27 protein-coding genes and 1 tRNA gene are annotated in these 26,794 nt (G+C 72.1%); 15 read left to right on the top strand and 13 right to left on the bottom strand.

What is annotated here, in order from left to right; translation table 11 throughout:
- The first annotated feature begins 148 nt into the window (after positions 1–148).
- From E3O41_RS10420 to E3O41_RS10410, 3 genes are read left to right on the top strand one after another with little or no spacing between them, the layout of a single operon-like run.
- The gene (locus tag E3O41_RS10420) at positions 149–808 is read left to right on the top strand and encodes a hypothetical protein (RefSeq protein ID WP_067027817.1); all 660 of its coding nucleotides are present in this window, start codon (positions 149–151) and stop codon (positions 806–808) included.
- The gene (locus E3O41_RS10415; protein ID WP_067027819.1) at positions 805–1,341 is read left to right on the top strand and encodes a hypothetical protein; all 537 of its coding nucleotides are present in this window, start codon (positions 805–807) and stop codon (positions 1,339–1,341) included. The genes E3O41_RS10420 and E3O41_RS10415 overlap by 4 nt, the downstream gene beginning before the upstream one ends.
- Positions 1,338–1,874 (top strand): hypothetical protein, encoded by a 537-nt coding sequence (locus tag E3O41_RS10410; RefSeq protein WP_135012361.1) that lies wholly within the window; start codon positions 1,338–1,340, stop codon positions 1,872–1,874. Before E3O41_RS10415 ends, E3O41_RS10410 begins: the two co-directional genes overlap by 4 nt.
- Here the strand turns inward: E3O41_RS10410 and E3O41_RS10405 are convergent.
- Positions 1,847–3,124 (bottom strand): hypothetical protein, encoded by a 1,278-nt coding sequence (locus E3O41_RS10405; protein ID WP_067027827.1) that lies wholly within the window; start codon positions 3,122–3,124, stop codon positions 1,847–1,849. The two genes, E3O41_RS10410 and E3O41_RS10405, sit on opposite strands and share 28 nt — an antisense overlap.
- 52 nt (positions 3,125–3,176) lie before the next feature.
- On the opposite strand from E3O41_RS10405, the gene E3O41_RS10400 reads away from it, so the two are divergent.
- Positions 3,177–3,252 (top strand) — tRNA-Arg (locus E3O41_RS10400).
- Between the two features lie 223 nt (positions 3,253–3,475).
- On the opposite strand, the gene E3O41_RS10395 is transcribed toward E3O41_RS10400, so the two are convergent.
- Positions 3,476–4,171, bottom strand: a complete 696-nt coding sequence (locus E3O41_RS10395) for a hypothetical protein (RefSeq protein ID WP_067027829.1) — start codon at positions 4,169–4,171, stop codon at positions 3,476–3,478.
- Positions 4,172–4,233: 62 nt separating this feature from the next.
- The gene (locus E3O41_RS10390) at positions 4,234–5,046 is read right to left on the bottom strand and encodes an SGNH/GDSL hydrolase family protein (protein WP_170180897.1); all 813 of its coding nucleotides are present in this window, start codon (positions 5,044–5,046) and stop codon (positions 4,234–4,236) included.
- 84 nt (positions 5,047–5,130) lie between these two features.
- On the opposite strand from E3O41_RS10390, the gene E3O41_RS10385 reads away from it, so the two are divergent.
- The 4 genes from E3O41_RS10385 to E3O41_RS10370 are packed head-to-tail and all read left to right on the top strand — an operon-like array spanning position 5,131 to position 9,363.
- Complete coding sequence (locus tag E3O41_RS10385) at positions 5,131–6,408, top strand: class I SAM-dependent RNA methyltransferase (RefSeq protein WP_067027831.1); 1,278 nt, start codon at positions 5,131–5,133, stop codon at positions 6,406–6,408.
- 36 nt (positions 6,409–6,444) lie between these two features.
- Positions 6,445–7,101 carry a response regulator transcription factor gene (locus tag E3O41_RS10380; protein ID WP_067027833.1) on the top strand — a complete coding sequence of 219 codons (657 nt, stop codon included), beginning with the start codon at positions 6,445–6,447 and terminating at the stop codon, positions 7,099–7,101.
- A complete protein-coding gene (locus tag E3O41_RS10375) occupies positions 7,091–8,329 on the top strand; it encodes a sensor histidine kinase (RefSeq protein WP_135012359.1) in 1,239 nt (412 codons plus the stop codon). Before E3O41_RS10380 ends, E3O41_RS10375 begins: the two co-directional genes overlap by 11 nt.
- Entirely contained in the window at positions 8,326–9,363 is a 1,038-nt protein-coding gene (locus tag E3O41_RS10370) for a hypothetical protein (RefSeq protein ID WP_067027837.1), read from the top strand. The genes E3O41_RS10375 and E3O41_RS10370 overlap by 4 nt, the downstream gene beginning before the upstream one ends.
- Before the next feature lie 249 nt (positions 9,364–9,612).
- Here the strand turns inward: E3O41_RS10370 and E3O41_RS10365 are convergent, their stop codons facing one another.
- Genes E3O41_RS10365 through E3O41_RS10355 form a run of 3 tightly spaced genes read right to left on the bottom strand, consistent with a single transcriptional unit; the run spans position 9,613 to position 12,311 of the window.
- Positions 9,613–9,846, bottom strand: a complete 234-nt coding sequence (locus E3O41_RS10365) for an acyl-CoA carboxylase epsilon subunit (RefSeq protein ID WP_067027839.1) — start codon at positions 9,844–9,846, stop codon at positions 9,613–9,615.
- Between the two features lie 13 nt (positions 9,847–9,859).
- Positions 9,860–11,488 (bottom strand): acyl-CoA carboxylase subunit beta, encoded by a 1,629-nt coding sequence (locus E3O41_RS10360; RefSeq protein WP_135012357.1) that lies wholly within the window; start codon positions 11,486–11,488, stop codon positions 9,860–9,862.
- A gap of 52 nt (positions 11,489–11,540) precedes the next feature.
- Complete coding sequence (locus E3O41_RS10355; protein WP_067027846.1) at positions 11,541–12,311, bottom strand: biotin--[acetyl-CoA-carboxylase] ligase; 771 nt, start codon at positions 12,309–12,311, stop codon at positions 11,541–11,543.
- A 49-nt stretch (positions 12,312–12,360) separates the two neighbouring features.
- Between E3O41_RS10355 and E3O41_RS10350 the strand changes: the two genes are divergently transcribed.
- From E3O41_RS10350 to E3O41_RS10340, 3 genes are all read left to right on the top strand, one after another.
- Positions 12,361–12,900 carry a PH domain-containing protein gene (locus E3O41_RS10350; protein WP_067027848.1) on the top strand — a complete coding sequence of 180 codons (540 nt, stop codon included), beginning with the start codon at positions 12,361–12,363 and terminating at the stop codon, positions 12,898–12,900.
- Positions 12,901–12,954: 54 nt separating this feature from the next.
- Complete coding sequence (locus E3O41_RS10345) at positions 12,955–14,073, top strand: 5-(carboxyamino)imidazole ribonucleotide synthase (protein ID WP_135012355.1); 1,119 nt, start codon at positions 12,955–12,957, stop codon at positions 14,071–14,073.
- A 429-nt stretch (positions 14,074–14,502) separates the two neighbouring features.
- Positions 14,503–15,405, top strand: coding sequence for an aminodeoxychorismate lyase (locus E3O41_RS10340; protein WP_067027852.1), 903 nt, complete (start codon positions 14,503–14,505; stop codon positions 15,403–15,405).
- Positions 15,406–15,417: 12 nt separating this feature from the next.
- Here the strand turns inward: E3O41_RS10340 and pstB are convergent, their stop codons facing one another.
- The 4 genes from pstB to pstS all read right to left on the bottom strand — a co-directional run bounded on the left by pstB (position 15,418) and on the right by pstS (position 19,559).
- Positions 15,418–16,197: a phosphate ABC transporter ATP-binding protein PstB gene (gene pstB, locus E3O41_RS10335; RefSeq protein WP_067027854.1), complete on the bottom strand. Its 780-nt coding sequence runs from the start codon at positions 16,195–16,197 to the stop codon at positions 15,418–15,420.
- 42 nt (positions 16,198–16,239) lie between these two features.
- Positions 16,240–17,340, bottom strand: coding sequence for a phosphate ABC transporter permease PstA (gene pstA, locus E3O41_RS10330; protein ID WP_135012353.1), 1,101 nt, complete (start codon positions 17,338–17,340; stop codon positions 16,240–16,242).
- Between the two features lies 1 nt (position 17,341).
- Complete coding sequence (gene pstC, locus E3O41_RS10325) at positions 17,342–18,310, bottom strand: phosphate ABC transporter permease subunit PstC (protein ID WP_067027858.1); 969 nt, start codon at positions 18,308–18,310, stop codon at positions 17,342–17,344.
- A 136-nt stretch (positions 18,311–18,446) separates the two neighbouring features.
- On the bottom strand, positions 18,447–19,559 hold the full coding sequence (gene pstS, locus E3O41_RS10320) for a phosphate ABC transporter substrate-binding protein PstS (protein WP_067027864.1): 1,113 nt from the start codon (positions 19,557–19,559) through the stop codon (positions 18,447–18,449).
- 209 nt (positions 19,560–19,768) lie between these two features.
- Here pstS and E3O41_RS10315 point away from each other — a divergent pair, with 209 nt between their 5' ends.
- Positions 19,769–20,476, top strand: a complete 708-nt coding sequence (locus E3O41_RS10315; protein ID WP_067027866.1) for a hypothetical protein — start codon at positions 19,769–19,771, stop codon at positions 20,474–20,476.
- Positions 20,477–20,488: 12 nt separating this feature from the next.
- Here E3O41_RS10315 and E3O41_RS10310 read toward each other — a convergent pair whose 3' ends face one another.
- From E3O41_RS10310 to E3O41_RS10300, 3 genes are all read right to left on the bottom strand, one after another.
- Entirely contained in the window at positions 20,489–21,427 is a 939-nt protein-coding gene (locus E3O41_RS10310) for an NUDIX hydrolase (RefSeq protein ID WP_135012351.1), read from the bottom strand.
- Entirely contained in the window at positions 21,424–23,607 is a 2,184-nt protein-coding gene (locus E3O41_RS10305) for an RNA degradosome polyphosphate kinase (RefSeq protein ID WP_067027869.1), read from the bottom strand. The genes E3O41_RS10310 and E3O41_RS10305 overlap by 4 nt, the downstream gene beginning before the upstream one ends.
- 70 nt (positions 23,608–23,677) lie before the next feature.
- Entirely contained in the window at positions 23,678–24,373 is a 696-nt protein-coding gene (locus tag E3O41_RS10300; RefSeq protein WP_067027871.1) for a response regulator transcription factor, read from the bottom strand.
- A 142-nt stretch (positions 24,374–24,515) separates the two neighbouring features.
- Between E3O41_RS10300 and E3O41_RS10295 the strand changes: the two genes are divergently transcribed.
- The 3 genes from E3O41_RS10295 (at position 24,516) to ygfZ (ending at position 26,775) form a co-directional block, all read left to right on the top strand.
- Complete coding sequence (locus E3O41_RS10295) at positions 24,516–24,803, top strand: hypothetical protein (protein WP_067027873.1); 288 nt, start codon at positions 24,516–24,518, stop codon at positions 24,801–24,803.
- 266 nt (positions 24,804–25,069) lie between these two features.
- Positions 25,070–25,675: a nitrobindin family protein gene (locus E3O41_RS10290; RefSeq protein ID WP_067027874.1), complete on the top strand. Its 606-nt coding sequence runs from the start codon at positions 25,070–25,072 to the stop codon at positions 25,673–25,675.
- A complete protein-coding gene (gene ygfZ, locus E3O41_RS10285) occupies positions 25,675–26,775 on the top strand; it encodes a CAF17-like 4Fe-4S cluster assembly/insertion protein YgfZ (protein WP_083991043.1) in 1,101 nt (366 codons plus the stop codon). Before E3O41_RS10290 ends, ygfZ begins: the two co-directional genes overlap by 1 nt.
- Positions 26,776–26,794: the final 19 nt, after the last annotated feature.

Genomic DNA, 26,794 nt, shown 5'->3' with positions numbered 1-26,794 from the left:
CCTGAGTGCCTGTGTTGCGTACCACCGGTGAGTGACCGTGACCGGAACACCGTGATCGGCCCGGATCTGGTGAGCACCCGGACGGGGCGAGAGTATCGCCGCGCGCGGCATCGTGGGAAGAGGTGCGCGTGTTCCGTAGGCTGGGCGCGTGGCGGTGGGGACGGCGACTCGGGTGCGCGACGCCGTCGTGCGCGCGCGGGCCGTGCTGAGGCGGGTGCCGCGCTGGGCGTGGATCGCCGGCGGCTCGATCGCGGTGGTGCTGCTGGCCACCTGGGCGCTCGGCGGCTTCGCCGACGCGGAGGGACGCGTGCGCCCGGTGTGGCAGGCCGGCGAGGCCCACGACCACGGCCAGGTGATCGCGACGATCCACGACTACACCGTGACGACCGAGGAGGGCCAGTACCTGCCCGACGGGGCCGCCGCCTGGCTGGTCGTGCGCGCGAGCATCGTCTCCACCGACGACGAGACGATCGTCTACCCGCGCGAGCTCGTCGAGCTCCCCGCCGGCATCGCGATCCCCGAGGACGACGACCTCAGCCCCGACGCGACCCACCTCATCGACCTGGACGACGGGCGGCGCACGTACCAGCTGCACCCCGACCTGCCCCTGGAGGTCGCCTACCTCTGGCCGCTCGCCGACCCGGACGACGCGCCCCGCGACGGGCTGCCCGTCGAGGCGATCGAGACGCTGTGGATCTTCAGCCCGTCGTCCAATGCCTGGCACTGGGGCGGGGCCGAGCCGGTGGCGACCATGACGATCCCCTACACGGACGAGCTGCCCGAGGTGCTGCGAGGTGGTGGGGGATGAAGCGGGTTCTCACCGTCGCCGCCCTCGTGGTCCTCGTGATCGCGGGTGGGCTGCTGGGCGACCGGATCGACACCGACCTGCCGATCGATCGCCCCGTCGTCGTGCCCGGCGCGGCCGGCCACGCGGTCCCGATCGGGCAGGGCGCGGTCACCATCCACACCGCGACGGCCGGCGCGCAGATCGAGGACTCCTGGGGCGAGGTGCTCGACACGCGCGGTCGCTGGGTCCTCGTCGAGGCGACGCTGGAGGGGGTCGTCGGACCGATCGACGACGGCCGGTGGTGGCTCGAGGACGCCGACGGGCGCCGCTTCGAGGCCACCGATCGCGTGGAGTGGAGCCTGCCCGAGGCCCAGCCGGGCATGGCCGTGCGCAGCGCCGTCGTGTTCGAGGTGGCGGAGGACATCGAGCTCACCACGGCGACGATCATCCTGACCGTGGGCCGCTACCCGCAAGAGACGGCGATCCGCGTGCCGATCGAGGGCGGATCCGGACGGCTCACGCTTCCGGAGCCCGAGCTGGGGGAGGGGTCGTGAGGCGCTCGCTGTCGGTCGCGCTCACCGGCGTCGCGCTCGCCGCGGCGATCGGGGTGACCGCGTGGATCGTCGCCGACGACGCGCGCCGCGGGTACCTCGAGACGGAGCCGCGCGTGGCCGTGGAGCCCGATGCCGACGGGTGGGCCACGATCGGGGAGTCGTCGGTGCGGCTGGCCGCGTTCGCCCCGGAGCCCTCGGTGACGACCGACGACGGCGAGACCTGGTTCGCGCCCGACGGCTACACGGCGTGGCGGCTCGAGATCGAGGTCGAGTCGACGATGGACGAGCTGGACTCGTGCACGCCGCGCGTCGTCGACGGCGAGGGGCGCACGTTCACGCCGATCGACCCCGACGCGGTGGGCCTGCCGGACCTGAACTTCTCGACCCTCGACTGCGGCCTGCAGGACGATCCGCGCCTCGGCGTGCTCTTCGTGCTCCCGGACGATGCCGAGCCGGTGCGCGTGGAGCTCGTGGACTCGGTGGGCTGGGGCTTCTCGCCCGCGTTCTATCGGTTCCCGCTCGCCGGCGGCTGACCGACCGGCCGCGGTGCCAGCCGCAGCGCGGGGGCGGCGCCCAGGCCGCGCAGCAGCGCGTCGACGGCCGAGGCCACGAGGGCGAGGGTGAGCACGCGCTGCAGCACCTCGCCGATCGTCTCGATGGGCGTGTACCAGGCGATCCACACCGCCGTCGGCTGCCAGGCCAGCAGCGGCCGGACGATCTCGGCGAGGATCCAGCCCGCACGGTCGGCGACGAGGAAGGCGAGGCAGAAGACCAGCACGGGCGCCCAGCCCGCCCGCAGCACGAGGATCACCGCTCCGATGGCGCCACCGAAGCGCCGCTCGGCATCGGTGGCGAGGTCCAGGGCACGCTCGATCCAGTCCTCCCGCACCCGGCCGATCACGCGGGACGCGCGCTTCTTGATGCCCGCGGCGGTGATGAGGGGGCGGGCCTGCGCGCCGTAGACGAGCGTGCCGAGGGCGAGCCATGCCAGGGGCACGACGAAGCCGATGATCGCCGCAGCGACGAGCGCGAGGACTGCGGCCCACAGCCCGTCGAGGGCGGCGGCGAAGGCCGGCACGTGCAGCTCGAGGGCCTGCCACCACTGGTCGAGGGCGGCGCCGACCCGTCGGGAGTGCCACCACTCGCCGAAGCCGAGGGTGCCCTCGCGGATGATCGTGGCGCTGAGGAAGATCCACACGACCTCGGCATAGCCCACGATCAGCCGCAGCATGGCCCGCGAGTGCTCCTGCTCGGGGCGCAGGCGACGGATCAGCACCGTCAGCCCGCGCGCGATGCTGAACGCGACGGCGGCCGTCACGAGCACGTCGAAGGTCGTGTTGCCCGCCAGCCGCGACGTGACGTCGCCCTCGCCGTCGATGACGCTGTAGGCGACGCCCAGGCCCATCGTCAGGGTGTCCTCGTAGAGGAAGCCGTAGTGCTCGTAGATGACGAGGAACGGCAGGATCACGGCGGCGCTGGCGATGAGCAGGCCGGTGACGGGCCGGGAGCTCTCCTCGCGGGCGCGCATGACGAGCAGCGCCCCGACGATCGTGAGCAGCTGCGCGAAGACGACGAGCGACATCACGAGCCGCCCGAGCACGCCCGACACGAGGGACGCGTGGACGGCCCACTGCAGCAGGTAGTGGCGCGAGATCACGCCCACCAGGGCGAGCAGCAGCAGCACCGGCCCGTGCCGTGCGATGAGCCGGCCGGCATCGGCGATGACGTTCCCGCCCGCGCGCAGCACGCCCTCGGTGCGCATCGCGGTGGCGTTCTGGCTCACCGGCCCAGGCTATCGGGACGGAACGGCCCCTCCCGGCTGATATCCTCATTGAGCCTCCATAGCTCAGGGGATAGAGCGTTGGTTTCCGGTACCAAAGGTCGCAGGTTCGAATCCTGTTGGGGGCGCCAAAGGGTGAGGGGCCTGCCGCGCATGCGGCGGGCCCCTCACCCTTTGTGGGCCACCATCAGCGGGTGCCCCACGGCAGAGGCTCCGGGCGTCGCGGATGCGACGCCCGGAGGGGCCGGTGGAGGCTTGGGGGGCCCTCACCCTTTGTGGGCAACCATCAGCGGGTGCCCCGAAAAAGAATCGGGCCGCCCCCTCCCCGGAGCGGCCCGATCCACAGCGGTGCGGTTACGGCAGCGCGGCGACGAGCTCCGTGACGAGCGCGGTGGCGGCGTCGGCGTCGCCGCTCATGGCGGTGGCGTTGACGAGCACGCCGTCCTTCGAGGCGATCACGCGCGAGGTGCTGACGTCCATGCCCGAGACGCTGGCGGACTCGTTGATGGCGATGACCGAGTCGGCACCCGGGATGGTCACGTCGACGGTCTCGACGGTGCCGGTCGCGGTCTGCCCGTCGAGGGTGGCGGTGTACTCGGGGCACGCGGCGATGGCCTCGGGCGAGTAGACCTCGAACATCGAGTCGATCGTGCTCGAGTCGGGGTAGCTGAACGCGCCGGCGAGGACCATGCTCTCGTCCTGCGTGCCCATGGCCACCGAGGCGCCGTCGGTGAGCAGCGAGGTCTGCTCGAAGAGGGGAGCGCACTCCGCCGGCTCGACCGAGTCGTAGCCGGAGGTGGCGGCGCCGGCGGCCTGCTCGACCTGGTCCTGCGGCAGGAGGGTGAGGCCGGCGCCCTCCAGCACGGCGCCGAGCTCGTCGGTGCTGAGCACCGTGTACGACTCGGGCTCGGCGGGCGCAGAACCGGAGCCCGAGTCGCCGGAGTCGGAGCCCTCGCCCGAGGGAGCGCTCGACGAGCAGGCGGCGAGGCTGAACGAGCCGATGGTCAGTGCGGCGAGCGCGAACACGGCCCGCTTCGAGATGGTTGCCATGCCCTCAGCCTCTCATCCGGCCGCCCGGTGCGACAGCCGTCGGCGTGGGGAGAACTGCCCGATCAGCGGCCGGCGACCGGCTCGGGGTCCTCCTCCAGCGCCACCACCGTGACCGGGTCGACGAGCGGCGCGACGGCCTCGGCGACCCGCTGCGCGAGGTAGAGATGACCGGCGTCGGACGGGTGATCGGCGCCCCGCTCGGAGGTGTCGATCACCTCGAGATAGTTGTCGTCGGTGATCCAGTGCTCGGCGATGGGCGAGACGTACGGCCACTCGCGCGCGGCGGCGAGCTCGGCGAGGTCCTGGTCGATGCGCAGCGTGGCCGCCTCGATCGGCAGCACCTGCGGCGCCGGGCCGAGCACGACGATCGTCGCCTCCGGGTACGTGGCGGCGAGGTCATCCCAGGCGGCCTGCACCGCCTTGCGGTAGCCGGCGGCGCCCTGGCGGCGGTCGTTGATCGAGCCCTGGATGATCACGACGTCGGGGTCGAGTGCGGGGTCGAGCCGCGCGATCCGCTCCCCGAACGTGTTCCCCGCACGGCCCTCCTTGAGGTAGCCGCTGCCGGACTCGCCGTTGACGATTGTGTCCCACCCGGCGATGTCGGCCACGCGATAGGCGTAGCCCCCGCTCGGCGCGGTGGCGGCGGAGCCGACCGTCCACGAGTCGCCGAAGACGAGCACGCGCGGCAGGTCGGAGGCCTCCTCCGGGCTCGGCGCGGACTCGATCACCACGCCGGCCCCCGCCTCCGCCACGGGCGCCGATTCCTGCTGCGGTGCCCACGGCTGGAGCACGACGAGCGTCGCCGCGAGCACGACGGCGATCACGGCGGCGAGGAGGGAGAGGATCCAGCGGATCGGGTGGGCCGCGGGGCGCATGGCGTCGAGGATAAGTGACCAAGGAGAAGCGCGGGTAAACGGCTGCCCGGGCATGTGCACAGGCCGTGATGGGACGATGGTCGGATGGAATCGGGAGAGCTGGTCGATCTGGAGATCACGGGCGTCGCCCATGGCGGCGTCTTCGTCGCGCGACACGGGGCGGACGGCGACAACCCGGGCCGCGTGGTGTTCGTCTCCGACACGCTGCCGGGGGAGCGTGTGCGGGCCGAGATCACCGAGGTGAAGAAGTCGTTCGCGCGCGCCGTCACCGTCGAGGTGCTCGAGGCCGCCCCCGAGCGCGCACCGCACGTGTGGCCGCAGGCCGACGTGGGGATCGCCCCGGCCGATCGCCCCGGCGGCGCGGACTTCGGCCACATCGCCCTCCCTGCGCAGCGGGCGCTGAAGGCCCGCGTGCTGCGCGAGGCGTTCGAGCGATTCGCGGGACTCGCGATCGACCCCGTCGTCGTCGGCCCCGAGGGCATGCTCGGTTCCGATCACCCGGGGGCGGCGCAGACCCTGGACGGCACCGGCTACCGCACGCGGCTGAGCCTGCACGTCGACGACGAGGGGCGCATCGGGCCGTACGCCGCGCGCTCCCACCGCGTGATCGAGGTGAGCGAGCACCCGCTCGCGGCCCCGCGCGTCGCGGAGGTGGCCCTGGCCCTGCGCAAGGCGAAGCCCGGCCGCGTCGACCTCGTGCTGCCCGGCGATGGCGTGGTGCGCACCATCCGCCGCCCCGAGCAGAAGGATCGCCGCGCGCCGCGCCCGGAGCCGGAGATCGTCGCGGAGTTCGTGGGCGAGCGGGAGTTCCACGTGGACGCGGGCGGCTTCTGGCAGGTGCACCGCGCCGCGGCGGCCACCCTCGATCGCGCCGTCCGCGACGCGCTGGGCGAGCTGTCGAGCGACGCGTGGCACCTCGACCTGTACGGCGGCGTCGGCCTCTTCGGCGCGGCGCTCGGCGAGCTGGCCGGTCCCGCGCGCCTGACGACGGTGGAGTCGGATCCGCGCGCCTCGCTGCACGCCGAGGACAACCTCATCGATCTGGGCGTCGAGGCCGTCAACATGCGCGTGGACCGCTTCCTCTCGCGCCTGCGCGCGCAGGCGAGCCTCGTCGACCGCGAGATGATCACGCGCGGCGTGACGCTGCTCGATCCGCCCCGTTCGGGCGCCGGACGCGACGTCGTCGAGAGCATCGCGGACCTCGGCTCGTCGCGCGTGGCGTATGTCGCCTGCGATCCGGTGGCCCTCGCGCGCGACGTGGGCTGGTTCCGCGAGCTTGGCTACGAGCTGGCCTCGCTCGACGCGTTCGACCTGTTCCCGCACTCGCACCACGTCGAGGCGCTGGCGATCCTCACGCGCTGACGCGGCGCGCCGCGGGCCACCGGATAGGCTGGCCTGATGATCCGCGTTGCCCTCGTGGACGATCACGAATCGGTGCGTCTCGGACTCGAGGCGGCGATCCGCCGCGCGGGCTCCGAGGTGGTCTTCAGCGGCGCGACGGTGGCCGAGTACATCGCCGCCCGCAATCGCGAGGGCTGGCCCTCGCCCGACGTCGTCCTGCTCGATCTCACGCTCGGCGACGGCACCACCGTCACCGAGAACGTCGTGCGCCTGGCGGCCGAGTCCGCCGTCATCATCCACTCGGTGGCCGATCGCCCGGCGTCCGTGCGCGAGGCGCTCGCGGCCGGCGCGGTGGGCGTGGTGAGCAAGTCCTCGCCGCTGGACGAGGTGATCGACGCCGTCGGCATGGCCGCGCGCGGCGAGCCCCTCAACAACGTCGAGTGGGCCAGCGCCGTCGAGGGCGATCGCGCCTTCGCCGACGCGCAGCTGTCCACCCGCGAGCGCGAGGTGCTGCGCCTGTACGCCGCCGGCCTGCCGCTCAAGGTCGTGGCCGATCGGCTCGGCATCGCCTTCTCCACCGCCAAGGAGAACATCACCCGCGTGCGGGTGAAGTACACCGAGGTCGGCCGCCCTGCGCCCACCAAGGTCGACCTGCTCAAGCGGGCGATGGAGGACGGCATCGTCGCGCAGGCCGGGGAACGCGGTGGCGTCTAGGGGCGAGATCGTCGAGGAGGCCTGGCGGCGGATGCCCCAGGCGTCGGCCCGCGAGACGCCCGGACGCTTCACCCGCGCCCGCTTCGAGCGCATCCTGCAGCTGCTCACGGGCGTCGGCGCGGGGGTGCTCGGGGTGCAGGCCCTCATCGTCGCCGTCACCGCCGACGGCGTGCCGATGGATCCCCTCCTCGCGATCGCGCTGTTCGCGTCGCTGGGGCTGATGGTCGTCGCCTGCCTGGCGGGGTTCGGCGCCCGCCTGTTCGCCACGGTGTTCGCGCTGGGCTTCCCCGTCATCCTGCTCGTGTGGGGGCTGAGCGACCGGGCCGATCCCGACCCCCACCTGCAGCCGGCGCCGTTCTACCTGCTCACTGTCTCGGCCGCGGCGGCCGTGGTCGGGCTGCCGCTGCGCGGGCAGATCGCCGTGGTGGCGGCCGTCCACTGGCTTTACGCGAACATCCGTCTCATCCGCGGCGGCTGGTCGCTGGAGATCTGGGAGTCGACGGTCTACGACGTCTCGATCGCCCTGCTGCTCGGCATCCTCGTGCTCGTGCTGGCGTGGATGTACCGGGGGATCGCGACGGGCGTCGACGAGGCGCGCGCGCAGGTGGTGGAGACCTACACCGCCGCCCGTGTCGCGGAGGCCTCCGAGAGCGAGCGCGTGGAGATCGCGGCGCTCATGCACGACAGCGTGCTGGCGGCCCTCATCGCCGCTGAGCGCGCCCGTTCCCCCCGCGAGCGCGAGCTCGCCGTGGCGATGGCCCGCGAGGCGCTCAACCGCCTCGCCAACGCCGAGTCCGATGACCCGCAGGGCAGCGACGACGACGTCTCGGCCGAGCAGATCGCGCGCGAGCTCGAGGCGCGGGCGGGCGAGCTCGGCATCGAGCTCACGGTCGACCGCCGGATCGAGCCCGACGCGCGCGTCTTCCCCGGCCGCCCGGCCCGCGCCATCGCGCTGGCCGCCACGCAGGCCCTCGCCAACGCGGTGCAGCACGCCGACGCCGAGGGGCTCGCGGTGCGGCTCGTGGCCGACGCGCGCTCCATCGAGGTGTGGGTGGAGGACGAGGGCCCCGGGCTCGACTTCGACGCCATCGAGGCGGACCGACTCGGCATCCGCGGATCGATCATCGCCCGCATGTCGGCGGTCGGCGGCAGCGCCGACATCCACACGGGCGCCCACGGCACGATGGTCGTCGTCTCGTGGGCCGAGCAGATCGAGGAGGAGCCGTGACCGTCCGGCGGCTGATCTACGGCCTCGTCTTCGCCTTCACCGCCTACTTCCTGCTGCGGGGCGTGATCTGGACGATCGAGGCGCCCGTGCCGGTGCTCCAGGGCGCCGCGGTGGGGGTGTGGCTCGTCGCCGTGATCGGCGCGATGTTCCTCGCGGCGGAGCCCGAGGCGTCCGAGGAGGGCCAGAACCGGCCCGGCCAGCTCCCGCTCGGCATCGCGATCCTGCTGCTCCTGCTGAGCATCGCCGCCGCGAGCCTGTCGTTCCTCGGCGGCGCCGAGCGCGTGCTCGACCTCCCGGCCGCCGGGGTGTTCGGCGCCACGGGTCTGCTGCTGACGATCATGTGCGTGCGGCGGCGTCCGCTCCTCGCCTGGATCGGGATCGTCGTCCTCGCCGCACAGGGAATCGCCGTGATGGGCCTCGACCTCGCGCTGCAGCGCGGCCTCGTGGGCGCGGTGCTGTGGGTGGGCCTCGCGCAGCTGCTGATGTGGTTCACCGATCGCGCCTACCGCGACACGTCGCGCCTGGCCCGGCTGCAGCAGGTGTCGTCCGCGTGGCAGGCCGCCCAGGAGGCCCGCCGGTTCGAGCGGCGACAGCGCGTGCAGTTCGCCCTCATCGTGGCCGGCCCGGTGCTCACGCGCGTGATCGAGACGAACGGCCGGCTGAGCGAGACCGAGCGGCTGAGGGCGCGCCTGGCCGAGGGCACCCTGCGCGACGAGCTGCGCGGCGCGCGGCTGCTCGACGACGAGGTGCGCCTGGCGATCCGCGCCGTGCGCGAGCGCGGGGCGACGCTGACGATCTTCGACGAGAACGCGCTCGACGACCTCGACGAGGCCGCGCTGCAGCGGGTGCGCTCGGAGCTCGCCGCCACGCTGCGCGGCACCACGGCGGCGCGGATCATCGTGCGCACCTCGCCGGACCCCGACGTGGCCGTGACCGTGGTGGGGCGGCAGGCGGCCGGCGCCGGGGTGTCCGAGGAGGACGCCGTGGAGCTGTGGCACGAGATCCCGCGCCACGCGTCCGCCCGGCGCCCCTGAGGCAAAAGGAAGGGCCCGGGGCGGCGGTGCCGCCCCGGGCCAGGAAGTGGACCGGTTACCCGAAAACCGTCCACAGAAGCCGGTCTGCGACGTCTACCCTGGGGCGTCGCACCGGCCACGCATAGCGTTTCCACAACCAGTATCAACAACCGCGCGAGCGAAATCTGTAGGACTTTTGGGGGACAGTTTTCGCGCCGCCTGGCGTGTCTGCCCATCCGCTGCCCGCAACTGCCCACAACCTCCCCAGATCTACCCGGAGAAGCGGCCCCAGCGTGCACCGGCGGGAGGGACCCGCCGCAGCCGGCGCGAGGCGGTCCAGGCGTCGAAGCCGGGGTCGTCGGTGGTGGCCTCGTCGGCCTCCTGCACGTACGCCATCGGCAGCACCGCCGCGAGGGCGGCCAGATCGTCCTCGTCGGCCGTGCCCCGCACGAACTCCACCCGGGGCAGCTCGCGCGCGTCGTCCTCGTCCCGCACCAGGGTCATGCCGCGCCGCCGATCACAGCGGGATGTTCCCGTGCTTCTTGGGCGGCAGCTCCGCGCGCTTGTTGCGCAGCGAGCGCAGCGCCTTCGCGATCGCCACGCGCGTCTGCGCGGGCTCGATGATGCCGTCGAGCTCGCCGCGCTCGGCCGCCAGGAAGGGGGAGGCCACGTTGTAGAGGTACTCGTTCGCCAGCCGGGTGCGGACGGCCGAGATGTCCTCGCCGGCCTCCTCGGCCCGCTTGAGCTCGCCGCGGTACAGGATGTTGACGGCGCCCTGGCCGCCCATCACGGCGATCTCGGCGGTCGGCCACGCGAGGTTGATGTCGGCGCCGAGCTGCTTGGATCCCATGACGATGTACGCGCCGCCGTAGGCCTTGCGCAGGATCACCGTCACGAGCGGCACCGTCGCCTCGGCGTACGCGTACAGCAGCTTCGCGCCGCGGCGGATGACGCCCGTCCACTCCTGGTCGGTGCCGGGCAGGTAGCCGGGCACGTCGACGAGGGTGACGATCGGGATCGAGAACGCGTCGCAGAACCGCACGAAGCGCGCGGCCTTCTCGCCGGCCTCGATGTTGAGGGTGCCGGCCATCTGCGACGGCTGGTTCGCGATGACGCCCACCGTGCGGCCCTCGACGCGCCCGAAGCCGATGACGATGTTCGGGGCGAACAGCGGCTGCACCTCGAGGAAGTCGCCGTCGACGACGCTCGAGATGACCTCGTGGATGTCGTAGGGCTGGTTCGGCGAGTCCGGGACCACGCGGTTGAGCGCGCGGTCGGCGTCGGTGGTCTCGAACTCGAACGTCGTCTCGTAGGCCGGGGCGTCGGCCATGTTGTTGTCGGGCAGGAAGCCGAGCAGGGTGCGCGCGTAGTCGAGCGCGTCGTCCTCGTCCTCGGCGAGGTAGTGGGCCACGCCCGAGCGCGTGTTGTGCGTGTAGGCGCCGCCGAGCTCCTCCATGCCCACGTCCTCGCCCGTGACCGTCTTGATCACGTCGGGGCCGGTGACGAACATCTGGCTGGTCTTGTCGACCATGATCACGAAGTCCGTCAGCGCGGGGGAGTACACCGCTCCGCCGGCGGCCGGGCCCATGACGATGGAGATCTGCGGGATGACGCCCGAGGCGGCGGTGTTGAGGCGGAAGATCTCGCCGTACTTGCCGAGCGCGACCACGCCCTCCTGGATGCGGGCGCCGCCGGAGTCGAGGATGCCGATGATCGGCATGCCGCCGCGCAGGGCGAACTCCATGATCTTGATGATCTTGTCGCCCGCGGCCTCGCCGAGCGATCCGCCGAAGGTCGAGAAGTCCTGCGCGTACACGGCCACGTTGCGGCCGTGGATCGTGCCCGTGCCGGTGACGACGGAGTCGCCGTAGGGGCGCGACTTGTCCATGCCGAACGCGGTCGTGCGGTGGCGCACGTACTCGTCGAACTCGACGAAGCTGCCGGGATCCACGAGCAGCTCGATGCGCTCGCGCGCGGTCATCTTGCCCTTGGCGTGCTGCTTGGTCTTCGCGTTCTCCTCGGAGGCGGTCACGGCCTCCGCGTAGCGGGCGCGCAGATCGGCGATCTTGCCGGCGGTCGTCGAGAGATCGGGTTCCGTCACGTGTTCCACCCTATTCGCGGGCCGCGCCGCGCCGTTGGCGGGCATGCACAATGGTCCGCGAAAACGTGTGTCGAGGTCCTACCGCCGGCAGCCGCCGTCAGGCGGGCCGCACGTGCACGACGTCGCCCGCCGAGACGGCGTGATCCCCGTCCGCCGCGCGCACGACGAGGCGGCCCTGCTCGTCGATCGCGGTGGCGGTGCCGCGGAGTACGCGGCCGTCGGGCAGCGACACGGCGACGTCCTGCCCGATCGTGGCGCACACGCCCGTGACGGCGTCGAGGGCGCCCGAGGCGATCGCGTCGCCGCCGGCACGCGCCAGGGCGCCGAGGGTGCGGTCCAGGGCGCCGAGGTAGTCAGCGAGCAGGCGGTCGTCGTCGCACGCGGCGCCGGCCACGGCGAACGAGGTGGCCGTCGGCACGGGCAGCTGCTCGGCCGTCATCGCCGTGTTCACGCCCGCGCCGACCACGACCGCGCCCGGATCGGCCGTGCCCTCGGCGAGGATGCCGCAGATCTTGCGCCCGGCCACGAGCACGTCGTTGGGCCACTTCGCGCCCACCTCGCGCCCCGGCAACTGCGCCCGCACGGCCCGGGCCATCGCGGCGCCGGCCAGCAGCGGGATCCAGCCGCGCGCGGCCGGCGGCACCTCGTCGACCCACAGCGCGACCGACACCGCGAGCGAGGCGCCGGCGGGCGCCTGCCAGGTGCGATCGAGGCGGCCCCGCCCCGATCGCTGGTCGCGCGTGAGCAGCACGTCCAGGTGGGCGACGCGGCCGGCGGCGACCGCCGCAACGAGGTCGGCGTTGGTCGATCCGGTCGCGGTGACCTCGGTCACGCGCGCGCCCGCCGCCGTCGTCCGATCCCATGCCATGCCGCCAGGCTACGCGGCGCGCGGCCCCCGCAGGCGGCAGACTGGGATCATGAGCAACCTCGGACGCCCCGCGACGCCTCCCCCCGGGGTGCCGGTGCCCGAGGAGCTCGTGGTCGCCCGGTTCCGCGGCTCCGCGCATCGCCTGTTCTGGTCGGCCCTGCTGCTCATCGCCGTCGCCGGCGCGACCGGCTACTTCTGGGGCAACCTGCCCGCGCCGTTCGAGAACTGGATGCTCGCCGCCGCCGCGGCGGTGCTCGTGCTGGCGGGCGTGATCCTGCCCTGGCTGGTGTGGCTCTCGCACCGCTACACGATCACCACGCGCCGCGTCATCGCCTCGCGCGGACTGCTCGCCCACCACCGCACCGAGCTGACGCATGCCCGCGGCTACGCGATCACCACGCGCCGCGGGCCGCTGCAGCGGCTGTGGGGGATCGGCACGCTGACGCTCGCCGACGGCGTGACCGGCAAGCTCGTGCTGGCCGACATCCCGAACGTGCGGCTCGTGGCCGAGGTGCTCACCGACCAGATCGAGGTGAACCAGATCCTCGCCCACCGCGACGCCGTCGCGGGGTCGGACCCCGTGCTCTGATCGGCCCGGCGCGCGCCGGGTGAGAGGATGGACGGCGACGATCGGAGGAACCACATGTCGCTGCGTGTCGGCGTGATCGGCGGGGGCCAGCTCGCCCGGATGATGATCGCTCCCGCGGTCGAGCTCGGGATCGACATCCGCGTGCTCGCGGAGGCCGAGGGAATGTCCGCGAGCCTGGCGGCGACGGCCGTGGGCGACTACCGCGACGCCGAGACCGTGCTCGCCTTCGCGCGCGATGTCGACGTCATCACCTTCGACCACGAGCACGTGCCGCAGCCGGTGCTGCGCGCCCTCGTCGACGCGGGCGTCGCGGTCCACCCCGGTCCCGACGCGCTGCGGTTCGCGCAGGACAAGCTCGTGATGCGCGCGCGCCTGGCCGAGATCGGCGCGCCCCAGCCCGACTGGGCGGCGGTGCACGATGCGGCGCAGCTGCAGGCCTTCCTGGATGACCACGGCGGCCGCGCGGTCGTAAAGACCCCGCGCGGCGGCTACGACGGCAAGGGCGTGCGCGTGGTGGCGAGCGCCGACGAGGCCGACGACTGGTTCGCGGACTTCGCCGGGGAGCCGATCCTCGTCGAGGAACTCGTCTCGTTCCGCCGGGAGCTCGCGCAGCAGGTGGCGCGGCGCCCCTCGGGCGAGATGGTGCCGTACCCGGTGGTCGAGACGGTGCAGCGCGACGGCGTGTGCAGCGAGGTGTTCGCGCCCGCGCCGCGCGCGTCAGAGCGGCTCGTCGAGGTCGCCGCGCGCCTGGCGATGCAGATCGCCGAGGGCCTGGGCGTGACGGGCATGCTCGCCGTCGAGCTGTTCGAGACGACCGACGAGCGGATCCTCGTCAACGAGCTCGCCATGCGCCCCCACAACAGCGGGCACTGGACGCAGGACGGCGCCGTCACGAGCCAGTTCGAGCAGCACCTGCGCGCGGTGCTCGACCTGCCGCTGGGGGATCCGTCGCCCGTGGCCGAGGCGGCCGTGATGGTGAACATCCTCGGCGGCCCGCAGGGCGAGGCGATGACCGACCGGATCGCCGCCGCCGCGGCCGAGCACCCCTCGGCCAAGATCCACACCTACGGCAAGGAACCGCGGCCGGGGCGCAAGGTCGGCCACGTCAACGCCGTCGGCGACCTCGACGACGCCGCCTACACCGCCCGCGCGGCCGCCGCCTTCTTCGACTGACTGTTGCCCGCCCGAGGCCCAGGCCTCGACTCCGCGGCTGCGCCGCTGCGCTCGGCCCTGTCGTTCCTCCACACGTCGCATTCGCGACGCGCGGAGCCTCCACTCCAGGGGCCCGCGTCTCCGCTTCGGCGCTTCGCGCCTCCGGTCGACGAGCCGCGGTGCTTGTCGCGCATCAGGGGTGCGACCCTGCGGGCTCGTCGACCGAGCGAAGCGAGCGGAGACGGCTCGAGCGAGCGCAGCGAGTCGAGAGCACGGCGCGAACTCGATCGCTCGGAATACTCCGGGACACCGCGCCGTTAGACTGGAACGGCCGGGCCGCAGCAAACCCCGGGCTCCAACTTCTGCCGCTACGAGCGGCCTCGCGCCGAGAGGCGTTTCTGCGGTCCGGCTTCACGCTGTCCGGGGCGCGCGCGGTCGTAGGCTCGTGACATGACGTTCCGCCTCGCGTTCCTCATCGACCCGATCCCCGCAGACGATCCGCGCACGGACTTCGCCGGCACGATCTCGCCGATCGATCCCGATGCTCCCGCGCTCAGCGTGAGCGATCTGAGCTCCAACCGCGGCGACGGCATCTTCGAGTCGATCGCGGTGGTCGACGGCCACCCCCAGGAGACGGGAGCCCACCTGCAGCGGCTCGCGCACTCGGCGCGGCTGTCCGACCTGCCCGAGCCCCACACCGCGCAGCTGCGCGCCGCCGTCGAGGCGGCCGCGGCGCAGTGCCCGCCGGGGGAGTGCACCATCCGCCTGCTCCTGAGCCGCGGCGTGCAGCACGGCGGCCCCGGGCAGGGGATCCACGGGCCCACGATCTGGCTCACGGCGGCGCAGGCGCCCGACAACACGGCCGCGCGCGAGAACGGCATCAAGGTCGTCACTCTCGATCGCGGCTACGACAGCGGTGCGGCGGCCCGCGCCCCGTGGCTGCTCCTGGGCGCCAAGACGCTGTCGTACGCCGTGAACATGGCGGCGCTGCGCGAGGCGCGACGCCGCGGCGCCGACGACGCGATCTTCGTCACGAGCGACGGCTACGTGCTCGAGGCGCCGACGGCGACCCTCATCCTCCGCCGCGGCGACACGTTCCTCACGCCCGAGCCGACCGGCGGGCTGCTGCAGGGAACCACGCAGCTGAGCGCGTTCGACTGGCTCGAGGAGAACGGCCACCCCACCGGCTATGAGCACATCCCCACGGCGGCGCTGTACGACGCCGATGCGGCCTGGCTCGTCTCGAGCACCCGGCTCGCCGCCGCCCTGACACACGTCGACGGCCGTGAGCTCCCGGTGGATCGGGACCTCACGGCCGCCCTCAACGCCTACCTGCTCAGCCCGCGGGACTGAGGCAGGGCCGGATCACCCGAAGCGGCCGGAGACGTAGTCCTCGGTCGCCTGCACGGACGGCGTCGTGAAGATCTTCGTGGTGTCGTCGTACTCGATGAGCTTGCCCGGCTTGCCGGTGCCCGCGATGTTGAAGAACGCGGTCTTGTCGCTCACGCGCGACGCCTGCTGCATGTTGTGCGTGACGATCACGACGGTGTACTCGTTCTTGAGCTCCGAGATGAGCTCCTCGATCGCGAAGGTCGAGATCGGGTCGAGCGCCGAGCACGGCTCGTCCATGAGGATCACGTCGGGCGAGACGGCGATCGCGCGGGCGATGCAGAGGCGCTGCTGCTGACCGCCCGAGAGGCCCGAACCGGGCTTGTCGAGGCGGTCCTTGACCTCGTTCCAGAGGTTCGCGCCGCGCAGCGACTTCTCGACGAGGTCGTCCTGCTCGCTCTTGGGCATGCGGCGGTTGTTGAGGGTGACGCCCGCGAGCACGTTCTCCTTGATCGACATCGTGGGGAACGGGTTGGGGCGCTGGAACACCATGCCGACCTGGCGACGCACGAGCACCGGGTCGACGCCGGCGCCGTAGAGGTTCTTGCCGTCGATCAGCACCTCGCCCTCGACGCGCGCGCCGGGGATGACCTCGTGCATGCGGTTGAGGGTGCGCAGGAAGGTGGACTTGCCGCAGCCCGACGGGCCGATGAACGCCGTCACGGTGCGGGGCTGGATGTCGATCGAGACGCCCTCGACGGCGAGAAAGTCGCCGTAGTAGACGTTGAGGTCGTTGACTTCGATGCTCTTGGACACTCTCGTGGTTCTCTCTCTCGCGGGAAGCTCGGGTGGCGCGGGTCAGCGGCCGGTCATCTTGGGGGCGAAGATCTTCGCGATCAGACGGGCCAGGAGGTTCAGCACCATCACGATCAGGATCAGCGTGAGCGCCGCGGCCCAGGCGCGCTCGGTGAACGCCTCCGGCGGCTGGCCCGGGTACTTCGCCTGCATGTAGGCGAACACCGGCAGGGTCGCCATCTGGCCGCTGAAGAGGTTGGTGTTCAGGCCCTGCACCATGCCCACCGTGATGAGCAGCGGCGCGGTCTCGCCGATGACGCGCGCGACGGCGAGCATGATGCTCGTCGTGATGCCGGCGATCGCGGTCGGCAGCACCACCTTCACGATCGTGAGCCACTTGGGCACGCCGAGCGCGAAGGCGGCCTCGCGCAGCTCGTTCGGGACGATGCGCAGCAGCTCCTCGGAACCGCGGACGACGACCGGGATCATCAGCACCGAGAGGGCGAGCGAGCCCATGATGCCCAGGCGCGTGCCGGGGCCGACGATCACCGCGAACACCGAGTAGATGAACAGACCGGCGACGATCGAGGGGATGCCCGTCATCACGTCGACGAGGAAGGTGATGCCGCGGGCCAGCTTCTTGCCCTGGCCGTACTCGACGAGGTAGATCGAGGTCATCAGGCCGATCGGCACCGAGATGATCGTCGCCGTGAGGGTGATCAGCACCGTGCCCCAGATGGCGTGCACGGCGCCGCCGCCCTCGCCGACGACGTTGCGCATCGAGAAGCTGAAGAACTCCGGGTCGAAGCGCTGCAGGCCGTTGACGACCACCGTGAACAGGAGCGAGACGAGGGGCAGCAGGGCGATGACGAACGCCGTCGAGACCAGCGCGGTCATGAGGCGGTCGATCGCGTGGCGGCGGCTCTCGACGAGCGACGACACCGACACGATCAGCACCATGTAGATCACGAGGCCGACGACGAGCGTCATGGCGATGTTGAAGTCGGCCGGGTCGCCGCCCAGGTTGAGCAGCGTGAAGACGACGGCCGCGACCGCGATGGAGCCGGCCAGGAGCGCCCAGGGCGCCCAGGCGGGCAGGTGACCGGCCGTGAGCGTGGCGGGGCGCGAGGCGGTGCGCGTCGGAGGCGTGGCGACGGTGGTCATGTCAGTTGGCTCCCGAGAACTCGGCACGGCGGTTGACGATCCAGCGGGCGATGAAGTTGACCGCGAACGTCACGATGAACAGGATCAGACCCGCGGCGACGAGCGTGCTCACGCCCTCGTCGTGCGCCTCGGGGAACCGCAGCGCGATGATCGCGGGGATGGTGGTCGGGTTCTCCGGGTTCAGCAGGTTGAAGGTCACCACGCCCAGCGGCGAGAGCACCAGCGTGACGGCCATCGTCTCGCCGAGCGCGCGGCCGAGGCCGAGCATGGCGCCCGAGACGATGCCGCTGCGGGCGAAGGGCAGCACGGCCATGCGCACCATCTCCCAGCGGGTGGCGCCGAGCGCGAGCGCGGCCTCCTCGTGGAGCTTGGGCGTCTGCAGGAACACCTCGCGGCAGATGGCGGTCATGATCGGCAGGATCATCACCGCGAGCACGAGCGAGGCGGTGAGGATCGTCTTGCCGGTACCGGTCGGGGTGCCGGAGAAGATCGGGATCCAGCCGAGGTACTCGTTGAGCCAGTGGTAGAACGGCACGAGCATCGGCGCGAAGGTGAGCGCGCCCCAGAGGCCGAAGACCACCGAGGGCACCGCCGCGAGCAGGTCGATGATGTAGCCCAGCACGCCCGCCAGGCGCCGCGGGGAGTAGTGCGAGATGAACAGCGCGATGCCGATGGCGATCGGCGCGGCCACGACGAGGGCGATCGCGCTGGCCCACAGCGTGCCGAAGACGAACGGCCACACCCAGGTGAGGAACGACTGGCCGTCGAGGATGTTGTTGTGCGACGTGTCCGACTTGAACGCCGGGATCGACTGCACGATGAGGAACAGCGCGACGAGCCCGAGGGTCGCGAGGATGATGATGCCCGCGGCGAGCGCGGTCCCGGAGAAGATGCGGTCCCCGGGGCGCAGCACGGGCTTGGCCGGCGCGGACGAAGGGGCGCTGTCGCGGCCCGTCGTGGTCGTGGTCATCGGAGCGGCTCCTCGGATGCTCGCAGTCGGGTGAGGGGTGTGGAGTTATCTCGCGTCGGTGCCCCCGCGCTCTCCCTCAGGGGAGGATCCCACATCGGGGAGCGCGGGGGCACCGTTGCGTTGATCGATCAGTCGATTACTCGGTGACGATCGCGTCGATCGCGGTCATGATCTGCGTGCGCAGCTCCTCCGAGATCGGGGCGTTGCCGGCGACCTCGACCGAGGCCTCCTGGCCCTCCTCCGAGGCGACGTACTCGAAGTACGCCTTGACCAGCGGGGCGACCTCGGCGTCCTCGTACTCGACGCAGCCGATGAGGTAGCTCACCAGGGCGATCGGGTACGAGCCGGCCGGCGCGGCGGCCGGGTCGACGGCGAAGGCGAGGTCCTGGGGCTCGCGGCCCTCCTCGAGCGGCGAGGCGGCGACGAGGGCCGAGGCGGCCTCGGCCGAGTACTCGACGTACTCGCCCTGGACCTCGACGGCCACCTGGCCGAGCTCGCCGGCCTGCGAGGCGTCGGCGAAGCCGATGTAGCCCGAGCCCTCCGAGATGGCGCTCACGACGCCCGAGGTGCCGTCAGCGGCCTCGCCGCCGAGGTCGGACGGCCACACGCCGTCGGCCTCCCACGTCCACACGTCGGGGGCGACCGACGAGAGGTAGTTGGTGAAGGTCTCCTGCGTGCCCGAGTCGTCGGCGCGGTGCACCGGCACGATCGGCTGGTCGGGCAGGGTCACGTCGGGGTTCTGGTCGGCGATCGCCGGGTCGTTCCAGTTGGTGATCTCGCCGGCGAAGATGCCCGCGATGGTCGCACCGTCGAGCTTCAGCTCGTCGACGCCCTCGAGGTTGAAGGCGACCGCGACGGGGGAGATGTAGACGGGGATCTCCACGATCGACGAGGTAGCGCAGGAGCCGAACTCGCCCGCGGCGAGCTCGTCGGCGTTGAACGCGCGGTCCGAGCCGATGAAGTCCGACGAGCCGGCGACGAAGTTGTCGCGGCCGGGGCCCGAGCCGGTCGAGGTGTAGTTCACCGTGGCGCCGGAGTTGAGGGTCTGGAAGCCGGCGACCCACGCGCTCTGCGCGGTCTCCTGCGACGACGCACCGGTCGCCTCGATCGTGCCGCTGAGGGTCGACTCCGACGGGGCGCTCGACTCGTCGCCGCCACCGGGGGCGGGCTCGTTTGCGGCGCAGCCGACGAGCGAGAGAGCGGCGACCGCGCCGAGGGCGGCGACGCTCGAGAAACGGGTGATCTTCACTGTGTATCCGTTCGATCGGTGATCAAGGGGACGCCCCTTCGGGACTTCGGGGCACACCGAGACGGTAGGGCGGCGCTCTTAAGAGACTGCGCCCGGCAGGTGAACGGAAGGTGAACAAGCCTGGGCGCCTGCTGTGGGCGTGATCGGAGTGTGACATTCGTGACGCGTCCCCCTGCCGCGAGGGCGGTCCCGATCCTAAGCTCGGAGCCATGGCGAAGACCACCAAGGCGGAGCGCAAGGCCCTCGAGGCTCTCGACGAGGCGGCGCGGGCCGCGAAGAAGGCGACGAAGGTCGCGAAGGATCTGCCGCCGAAGCAGGCGAAGAAGGTCACGAAGCTGGGCGACGCCGCCACGGAGGTCGCCGGCACCTCGAAGAAGAAGGTCGGCAAGCATCCCAAGCGCGTGCGCGCCCGGGCCGAGGACGCCGTCGACGCGCTCGAGAAGGTCGTCAAGACGGCCAAGAAGGCGGCGAAGAGGTCCGACGCGGGCACGGCCCCGAAGGCCTCGAAGCCCGCCGGGGTCGAGGCCGAGGCGCTGGCGGCGATCCGCGAGCTGCCGAAGGACGCGCCGCAGAACGCGGCGGCCCCGGTCGGCACGCCGGCCGCCGCGTCGGTGGCCGCCCGACGGAGCGCGACGCGCTCGACCGGCTCGCGCTCGACCGGCTCGCGTCCGACCGGCTCGCGGAAGGCCGGCACGCGCTCGACCGGGTCGGGCACCGCCGCCGCGTCGGGCACCGCCCCCACCCGCCGCCGCGCCGGGGGCGGCGCGACCGCGCCCGCGACTGACCCCGCACCGCCGGTGGTCGACGAGCTGTCGGCCCTCACGGTCTCGCAGCTGCGCGAGCGGGCCCGCTCCACGGGACGGTCCGGTTACTCGCGGCTGTCGAAGGCGGCGCTGATCGAGTTCCTCGGCGCCTGAGGGGCGATCGCGTCAGACCGCCGGCGCGTGGGTCTCGATCGCCGCGATCCCGGATCCGGGGTTGTCGGCGCTGATGTGCACGACCGAGAACGAGCCGGGGCTCAGGTCGGCCGCCTCGGAGATCGCCGAGGTGCGGATGGTGCCCGTGGCGAGCGCCAGCTCGTCGAGCACCGACGGCAGCACCGGCCGATGCGTGCAGATCACGGCCGGCTTGCCCGAGGCGACCCGCTTGCCCACGATCGGTCGCACGTCGGCGAGCTGGTCGTCCCACGCATCCTGGCTGAGCAGCTCGGACTCGACGATCTTCTCGCCGATCGCCCGCGACAGCGGGGTGACGGTCTGCACGCAGCGCGTGGCCGTGCTCGAGACGATCTTCTTCACGCCGAACGCGCGCATCGCGCCCACGATGGCCTGGGACTGATCGCGCCCCTTGGGATGCAGCGGCCGCAGGTAGTCGGCCCGGTCCCAGTCGCCCCGCGCGACCGCCTTGCCGTGGCGCAGGGCCACGATGGGGAACGTCGCCCGCACCCCGTCGTCGAACAGCGTGAGGAACGACTCGAGGATCTCCTGATCCACCGGATAGCTGAGCCGGGCGAGCGCCTGCTTGGGGCCGATCCACTCGACCGCGGCGATCTCCTTGTTGGGCACGAAGCTGCTCTCGCGGATCGCGCGATCCTTCGCCCGCATCGCCCAGTAGTGCACGATCTTCTCGCGGCCGTTGGGCAGGTGGTAGTGCGAGACCCCCAGCGGCACCCCGAGCGAGGCCCGGATGCCCGTCTCCTCGTGCACCTCGCGCACGGCGGTCTCGGCGAGCATCTCGCCCGGCTCGATCTTGCCCTTGGGCAGCGTCACGTCGCGGTACTTGGTGCGGTGCACCAGCGCGATGCGCAGGCGCCCGTCCGCCACACGCCAGAGCACGCCTCCGGCGGCGTAGACGGTGCGGTCGGTCACCGCGCCGCCCTCGGCTGACGCCGCCGCCTCACGAGGTTCATCGTCCGGTCCTGCAGGTCGATGAGCTGCCGGCCGTTCGCGTCGAGGTGGTGGCGCTCCCAGATGCCGTCGACGCCCAGGTGCCACGTGGCCGTGCCGTCGTCCATGGCCAGATCGAAGAACGACATGAGCTCGCGGATGTGCTTGGGGGAGGCGATCTTGACGAGCGCCTCCACGCGCCGATCCAGGTTGCGGTGCATCATGTCGGCGCTGCCGATGTAGACCTCGGGGGAGCCGTCGTTGTCGAACGCGAAGATCCGCGAGTGCTCCAGGTAGCGGCCGAGCACGCTGCGCACCTTGATGTTGTCGCTGATGCCGGGCAGGTCCACTCGCAGGCTGCAGATGCCGCGCACCCACACCTCGACCTGCACGCCCGCCTGGCTCGCGCGGTAGAGCGCGTCGATGATCTCCTCGTCGACCATCGAGTTCACCTTGATGCGCACCCGCGCGGGCTTGCCCGCCGCCGCGTGACGGCGCTCCCGGTCGATGAGCCGCAGCAGGCCCTTGCGCAGGTGCAACGGCGCCACGAGCAGGCGCTTGAACTTCTTCTCGATCGCGTAGCCGCTGAGCTCGTTGAACAGGCGCGTGAGGTCGAGCCCGACCACCGGGTCGCACGTGAACAGGCCGAAGTCCTCGTAGATGCGACTCGTCTTGGGGTTGTAGTTGCCCGTGCCCACGTGGCTGTAGTGGACGAGCTGGCCCTTCTCCTGGCGGATGACCAGCGCCGCCTTGGCGTGCGTCTTGAGGCCCACGAGCCCGTAGACCACGTGCACGCCGGCCTTCTCGAGCTGGCGCGCCCACTCGATGTTGTTGGCCTCGTCGAAGCGCGCCTTCACCTCGACGAGGGCGAGCACCTGCTTGCCGTTCTCGGCGGCGTCGATGAGCGCCTTCACCACCGGGCTGTCGCCCGAGGTGCGGTACAGCGTCTGCTTGATGGCGAGCACCTGCGGGTCGCGGGCGGCCTGCTCGAGGAACGCCTGCACGCTCGTGGCGAAGGACTCGTACGGGTGGTGCACGAGCACGTCGCCCTTGCGGATCGCCGCGAACACGTCGGCGCGCGCGTGCTTCGAGTCGGGGTCGGTGGGCTGCAGCGCGAGCGCCGTGACCGGCACGTGCTTCTTGTAGCGCAGGTCGGGGCGGTCGATGCGGCCGAAGTCGAACAGCGCCCGCAGGTCGAGCGGCGCCGGCAGGCGGTAGACCTCCTGCTCCGAGATGTCGAGCTCGTCCAGCAGCAGCCGCAGCGTGACGTCGTCCATGTCCTCGGTGATCTCGAGGCGGATCGGCGGGCCGAAGCGGCGCCGCAGCAGCTCCTCCTCGAGCGCCTGGATGAGGTTCTCGGACTCGTCCTCCTCGATCACCATGTCCTCGTTGCGGGTGAGGCGGAACGAGTGGTGCTCGAGCACGTCCATGCCGGGGAACAGGTCGCCCAGGTTCTCGCTGATGAGGTCCTCGAGCGGCAGCACGCGCACGCGCTCGCTGAGCGGATCGCTCTCGGGCACGCGCACCGTACGCGGCAGCATCGGCGGCACCTTGAGGCGGGCGAACTCCTGCCGGCCCGTGCGGGCGTTGCGGATGCGGATCGCGAGATTCAGCGACAGGCCCGAGATGTAGGGGAACGGGTGCGCCGGGTCCACCGCGAGCGGCATGAGGACGGGGAACACCTGCGCCTGGAAGTACTCGTACAGCTCGGCCTTCTCCTGGCCGTCGAGGTCGTTCCAGGTGACGATCGAGATGCCCTCGTCCTCGAGCGCCGGCTTGACCTGCTCATGCCACACGGCCGCGTGCCGCTCCTGCAGCTCGTGCGCCTTCAGGCTGATCGACTCGAGCACCTTGGCCGGGGGAGTGCCGATGTTGCTCGGCACGGCCAGCCCCGTCACGATGCGGCGCTTGAGCCCGGCCACGCGCACCATGAAGAACTCATCGAGGTTGCTCGCGAAGATCGCGAGGAAGTTCGTGCGCTCCAGCAGGGGCACGTCCGGATCCTCCGCCAGCTCCAGCACGCGCTGGTTGAACGCGAGCCAGCTCAGCTCGCGATCGATGTAGCGGCCGTCGGGGAGGTCCGACTCGTCGAACTCGATGAGTCCGTCGAAGTCGTCGTCTGCGTCGCCCAGGCCGGTGTCGACGATGGTGGTGTCGGGCATGCCCCCATCCTGACACCGCTGGGTTTCGGAGTGGTGAACGGAACCGCTCCGCGCGGCGGATCGGCCGGTCCTACGAGGTGGAGACCTTCGAGGGCGGCAGCTGGTCGTCCTCGTACACGTTGAAGCGGTACCCCACGTTGCGCACGGTGCCGATCAGCTGCTCGAGGTCGCCGAGCTTGGCGCGCAGGCGCCGCACATGGACGTCGACCGTGCGGGTGCCGCCGAAGTAGTCGTAGCCCCAGACCTCGCTGAGCAGCTGCTCGCGAGTGAACACGCGCGAGGGGTGCGTGGCGAAGAAGTGCAGCAGCTGGAACTCCTTGTAGGTGAGGTCGAGCGGCTTGCCGTGCACCTTGGCCGAGTACGAGGACTCGTCGATCGTGATGCCGGAGGTCTGGATGCGCCCCGACGGCTGCTCGGCGTTCTGGCGGCCGAGCGCCAGTCGCACGCGCGCATCGACCTCGGCCGGGCCGGCCGTGGAGAGGATGACGTCGTCGATGCCCCAGTCGGTCGACACCGCCGTGAGCCCTCCCTCGGTGACCACGAGCAGCAGGGGTGCGTCGAGCCCGGTCGTGTTGAGGATCTTGCACAGCGACTTCGCACCGACCAGATCGGCTCGCGCATCCACGAAGATCGCGTCCGCGCTCGGAGCGTTCACCAGCTGGGCCGGCTCGGCGGGGATCTGCCGCACCTTGTGGCTGAGGAGTTCCAGGGCGGGCAGGACCGCTCCGCCGCCGGGGGCGGAACTCAAAACGAGGAGCTGTGCCAAGCGAACGTCCTTTCGGGCGGCGGGGGCGGCCGCACCGTGGACCCCATAATAGGCCGTGCTGAGAGGCCGCTGTGACACGGCCGAGCCCGCCCCTCGGACGACCCGCACGCCGTTCGCAGGGCGAGTGCGCGACAATGAACGCATGTCGACTCCCGAGCTCGCACCGCGCTCGCCCGTCGTCGCGTTCGCGATCACGTGGGCCTTCGGAGCGCTCGCCGCGATCGCGGTGGGCGTGTTCGCTCCCTTCGATCAGCGCTTCGCCTGGATGGCGATCGGCGCCGGGGCGAGCCTTCTCGTCGCGTTCGCCGTGAACCTCTGGCACGGCCGCGCCGAGGGATTCATCGTCCGCACCGCCGCCTCCGTGCTCGGCGCGCTGCTGCTGATGGGCTTCATCTCCCTCGGCTTCGCCCTCGCGGCCATCGCCGCCTGAACCCGCCGCGCGGCATCCAGTAGGCTGATGCCATGGATCTCGTCGCCCTCGAACTCTTCTTCGTCGGACTGCTCGGCCTCGCCGGCCTGGCGATCGCGTTCATCTCGGGCGCGGTCCTCGTCAACCTCTTCCGCGGCCAGCGCTGATCTGACGCCGGTCCGCGCGGCAGGGTCGCCGCAGGCGCTTCCTCCCGCCGCGGGTGACGCGACGGCCGCACGCTCGCTCCCGGGCCCGCGGTCCCGCACGGCGGATACGCTGGAGGGACCATGATCGAGATCCCCTCCGACCTTCCCGCGGACATCGTTCCCCTCTCCTGGCTGCTCGGCGTCTGGGAGGGCACGGGCGTCATCGACTACACCGTGGGCGAGACGAAGTACGAAGGCGAGTTCACTCATCGCGTGAGCTTCAGCCATGACGGCGGCGGCTACCTCAACTACTCCGCGACCGCGTGGCTCGCGGCCGACGGCGACAAGCCGTCGCAGCGCCTGACGGCGGAGACCGGCTACTGGCGCCTGGCGCGCCCCGCCCAGCCCACCGACGCCGGGCCGGGCCTGCTGCCGGCGCTCGAGACCGGCGAGGCCCGCACCGCCGACGATGTCGAGGCGCTGCGCAACGCCACGGGCGGATTCGACATCGAGGTCTCCCTGATCCACTCCGACGGCGTCAGCGAGCTGTACGTGGGCGAGGTGAAGGGGCCGCGCATCGATCTGGGCACCGACGCCGTGATGCGCTCGGCGAGCACCAAGCCCTACGCGGCGGCGACCCGACTGTACGGGCTCGTCGACGGCCACCTGCTGTGGGCGTGGGACATCGCCGCGCTCGGCCGCGAGCTCGGCTCGCACGCCTCGGCGCGCCTGGCGAAGGTCGACTGATGGACGCCGCAGACCGCCCCGACCCGCTGCGCGCCGGGCTCGGCGAGGGCGCGCCCGAGTGGGTGCGCACCCACTACGGCGACCCGATCCGCGAGCAGCGGGCACTCGCGCGGGGCGAGGCCGCCGCGCCCCTGGGCGACCGCGGCGTCGTGGCCGTCTCGGGCGAGGACCGGCTCAGCTGGCTCGACTCGATCACCTCGCAGCAGGTCGTCGCACTCGCCCCGGGCGAGAGCACCGAGCTGCTGATCCTCGACCCGCAGGGCCGGATCGAGCACGCCGCGGGCGTCGTGGACGACGGCGCGACGACGTGGCTCATCGCCGACGCGGGCGATGTCGCGCCGCTGGCGAAGTGGCTCACGATGATGCGCTTCCGCTCGCGCGTGGAGGTCGCCGTGCGCGACGACCTGCTCGTCGTCGGCGAGGTGCCGGGAGGAGCGGCCGAGGAGGCCGTCCGCGCGCGGTCGGTGATCGTGTGGACCGATCCGTGGGCGTCGGTGACCCCGGGCGGCTGGCAGTACGCCGTCGCACCCGCCCACCCCGGCGCCGAGCGCGCATGGAGCGAGGCGCTCGTGCCCCGCGACGCGGCCGAGCAGGTGCGCGCGCTGCCGCTGGCCGGCACGATCGCGGCCGACGCCCTGCGCGTGGCAGCGTGGCGCCCACGGTGGAGCCGCGAGGTCGACGACCGCGCGATCCCGCACGAGGCCGACTGGCTGCGCTCGGCCGTCCACCTCAACAAGGGCTGCTACCGCGGACAGGAGACGGTGGCGAAGGTGCACAACCTCGGGCACCCGCCGCGCCGCCTCGTGATGCTGCACCTCGACGGCTCCGACAGCGTGCTGCCCGAGCCCGGTGCGCCGGTGCTCGCGGGCGACGCCGAGGCCGGTCACGTCACCTCGTCGGCGCTGCACCACGAGCTCGGCCCGATCGCCCTCGCGCTCGTCTCGCGCCGCACGCCGGGCGACGCCGCGCTCGAGGTCGAGGCCGGCGGCACCCGCATCGCGGCGGCGCAGGAGATCATCGTGCCGGCCGACGCCGGGGCGACCGCCGAGGTGCCGCGCCTCACGCGCCTGTCGCGCCGGCCGCTCGCGACCGACCGCTGACACGTGCCCGACCGGGCGG

The organism is Microbacterium sediminis, from assembly GCF_004564075.1.
GTDB classification, from domain to species: Bacteria; Actinomycetota; Actinomycetes; order Actinomycetales; family Microbacteriaceae; genus Microbacterium; species Microbacterium sediminis.
The sequence above is the reverse complement of the archived record's forward strand: the minus strand, read 5'-3'. Positions and strand labels throughout refer to the sequence as shown.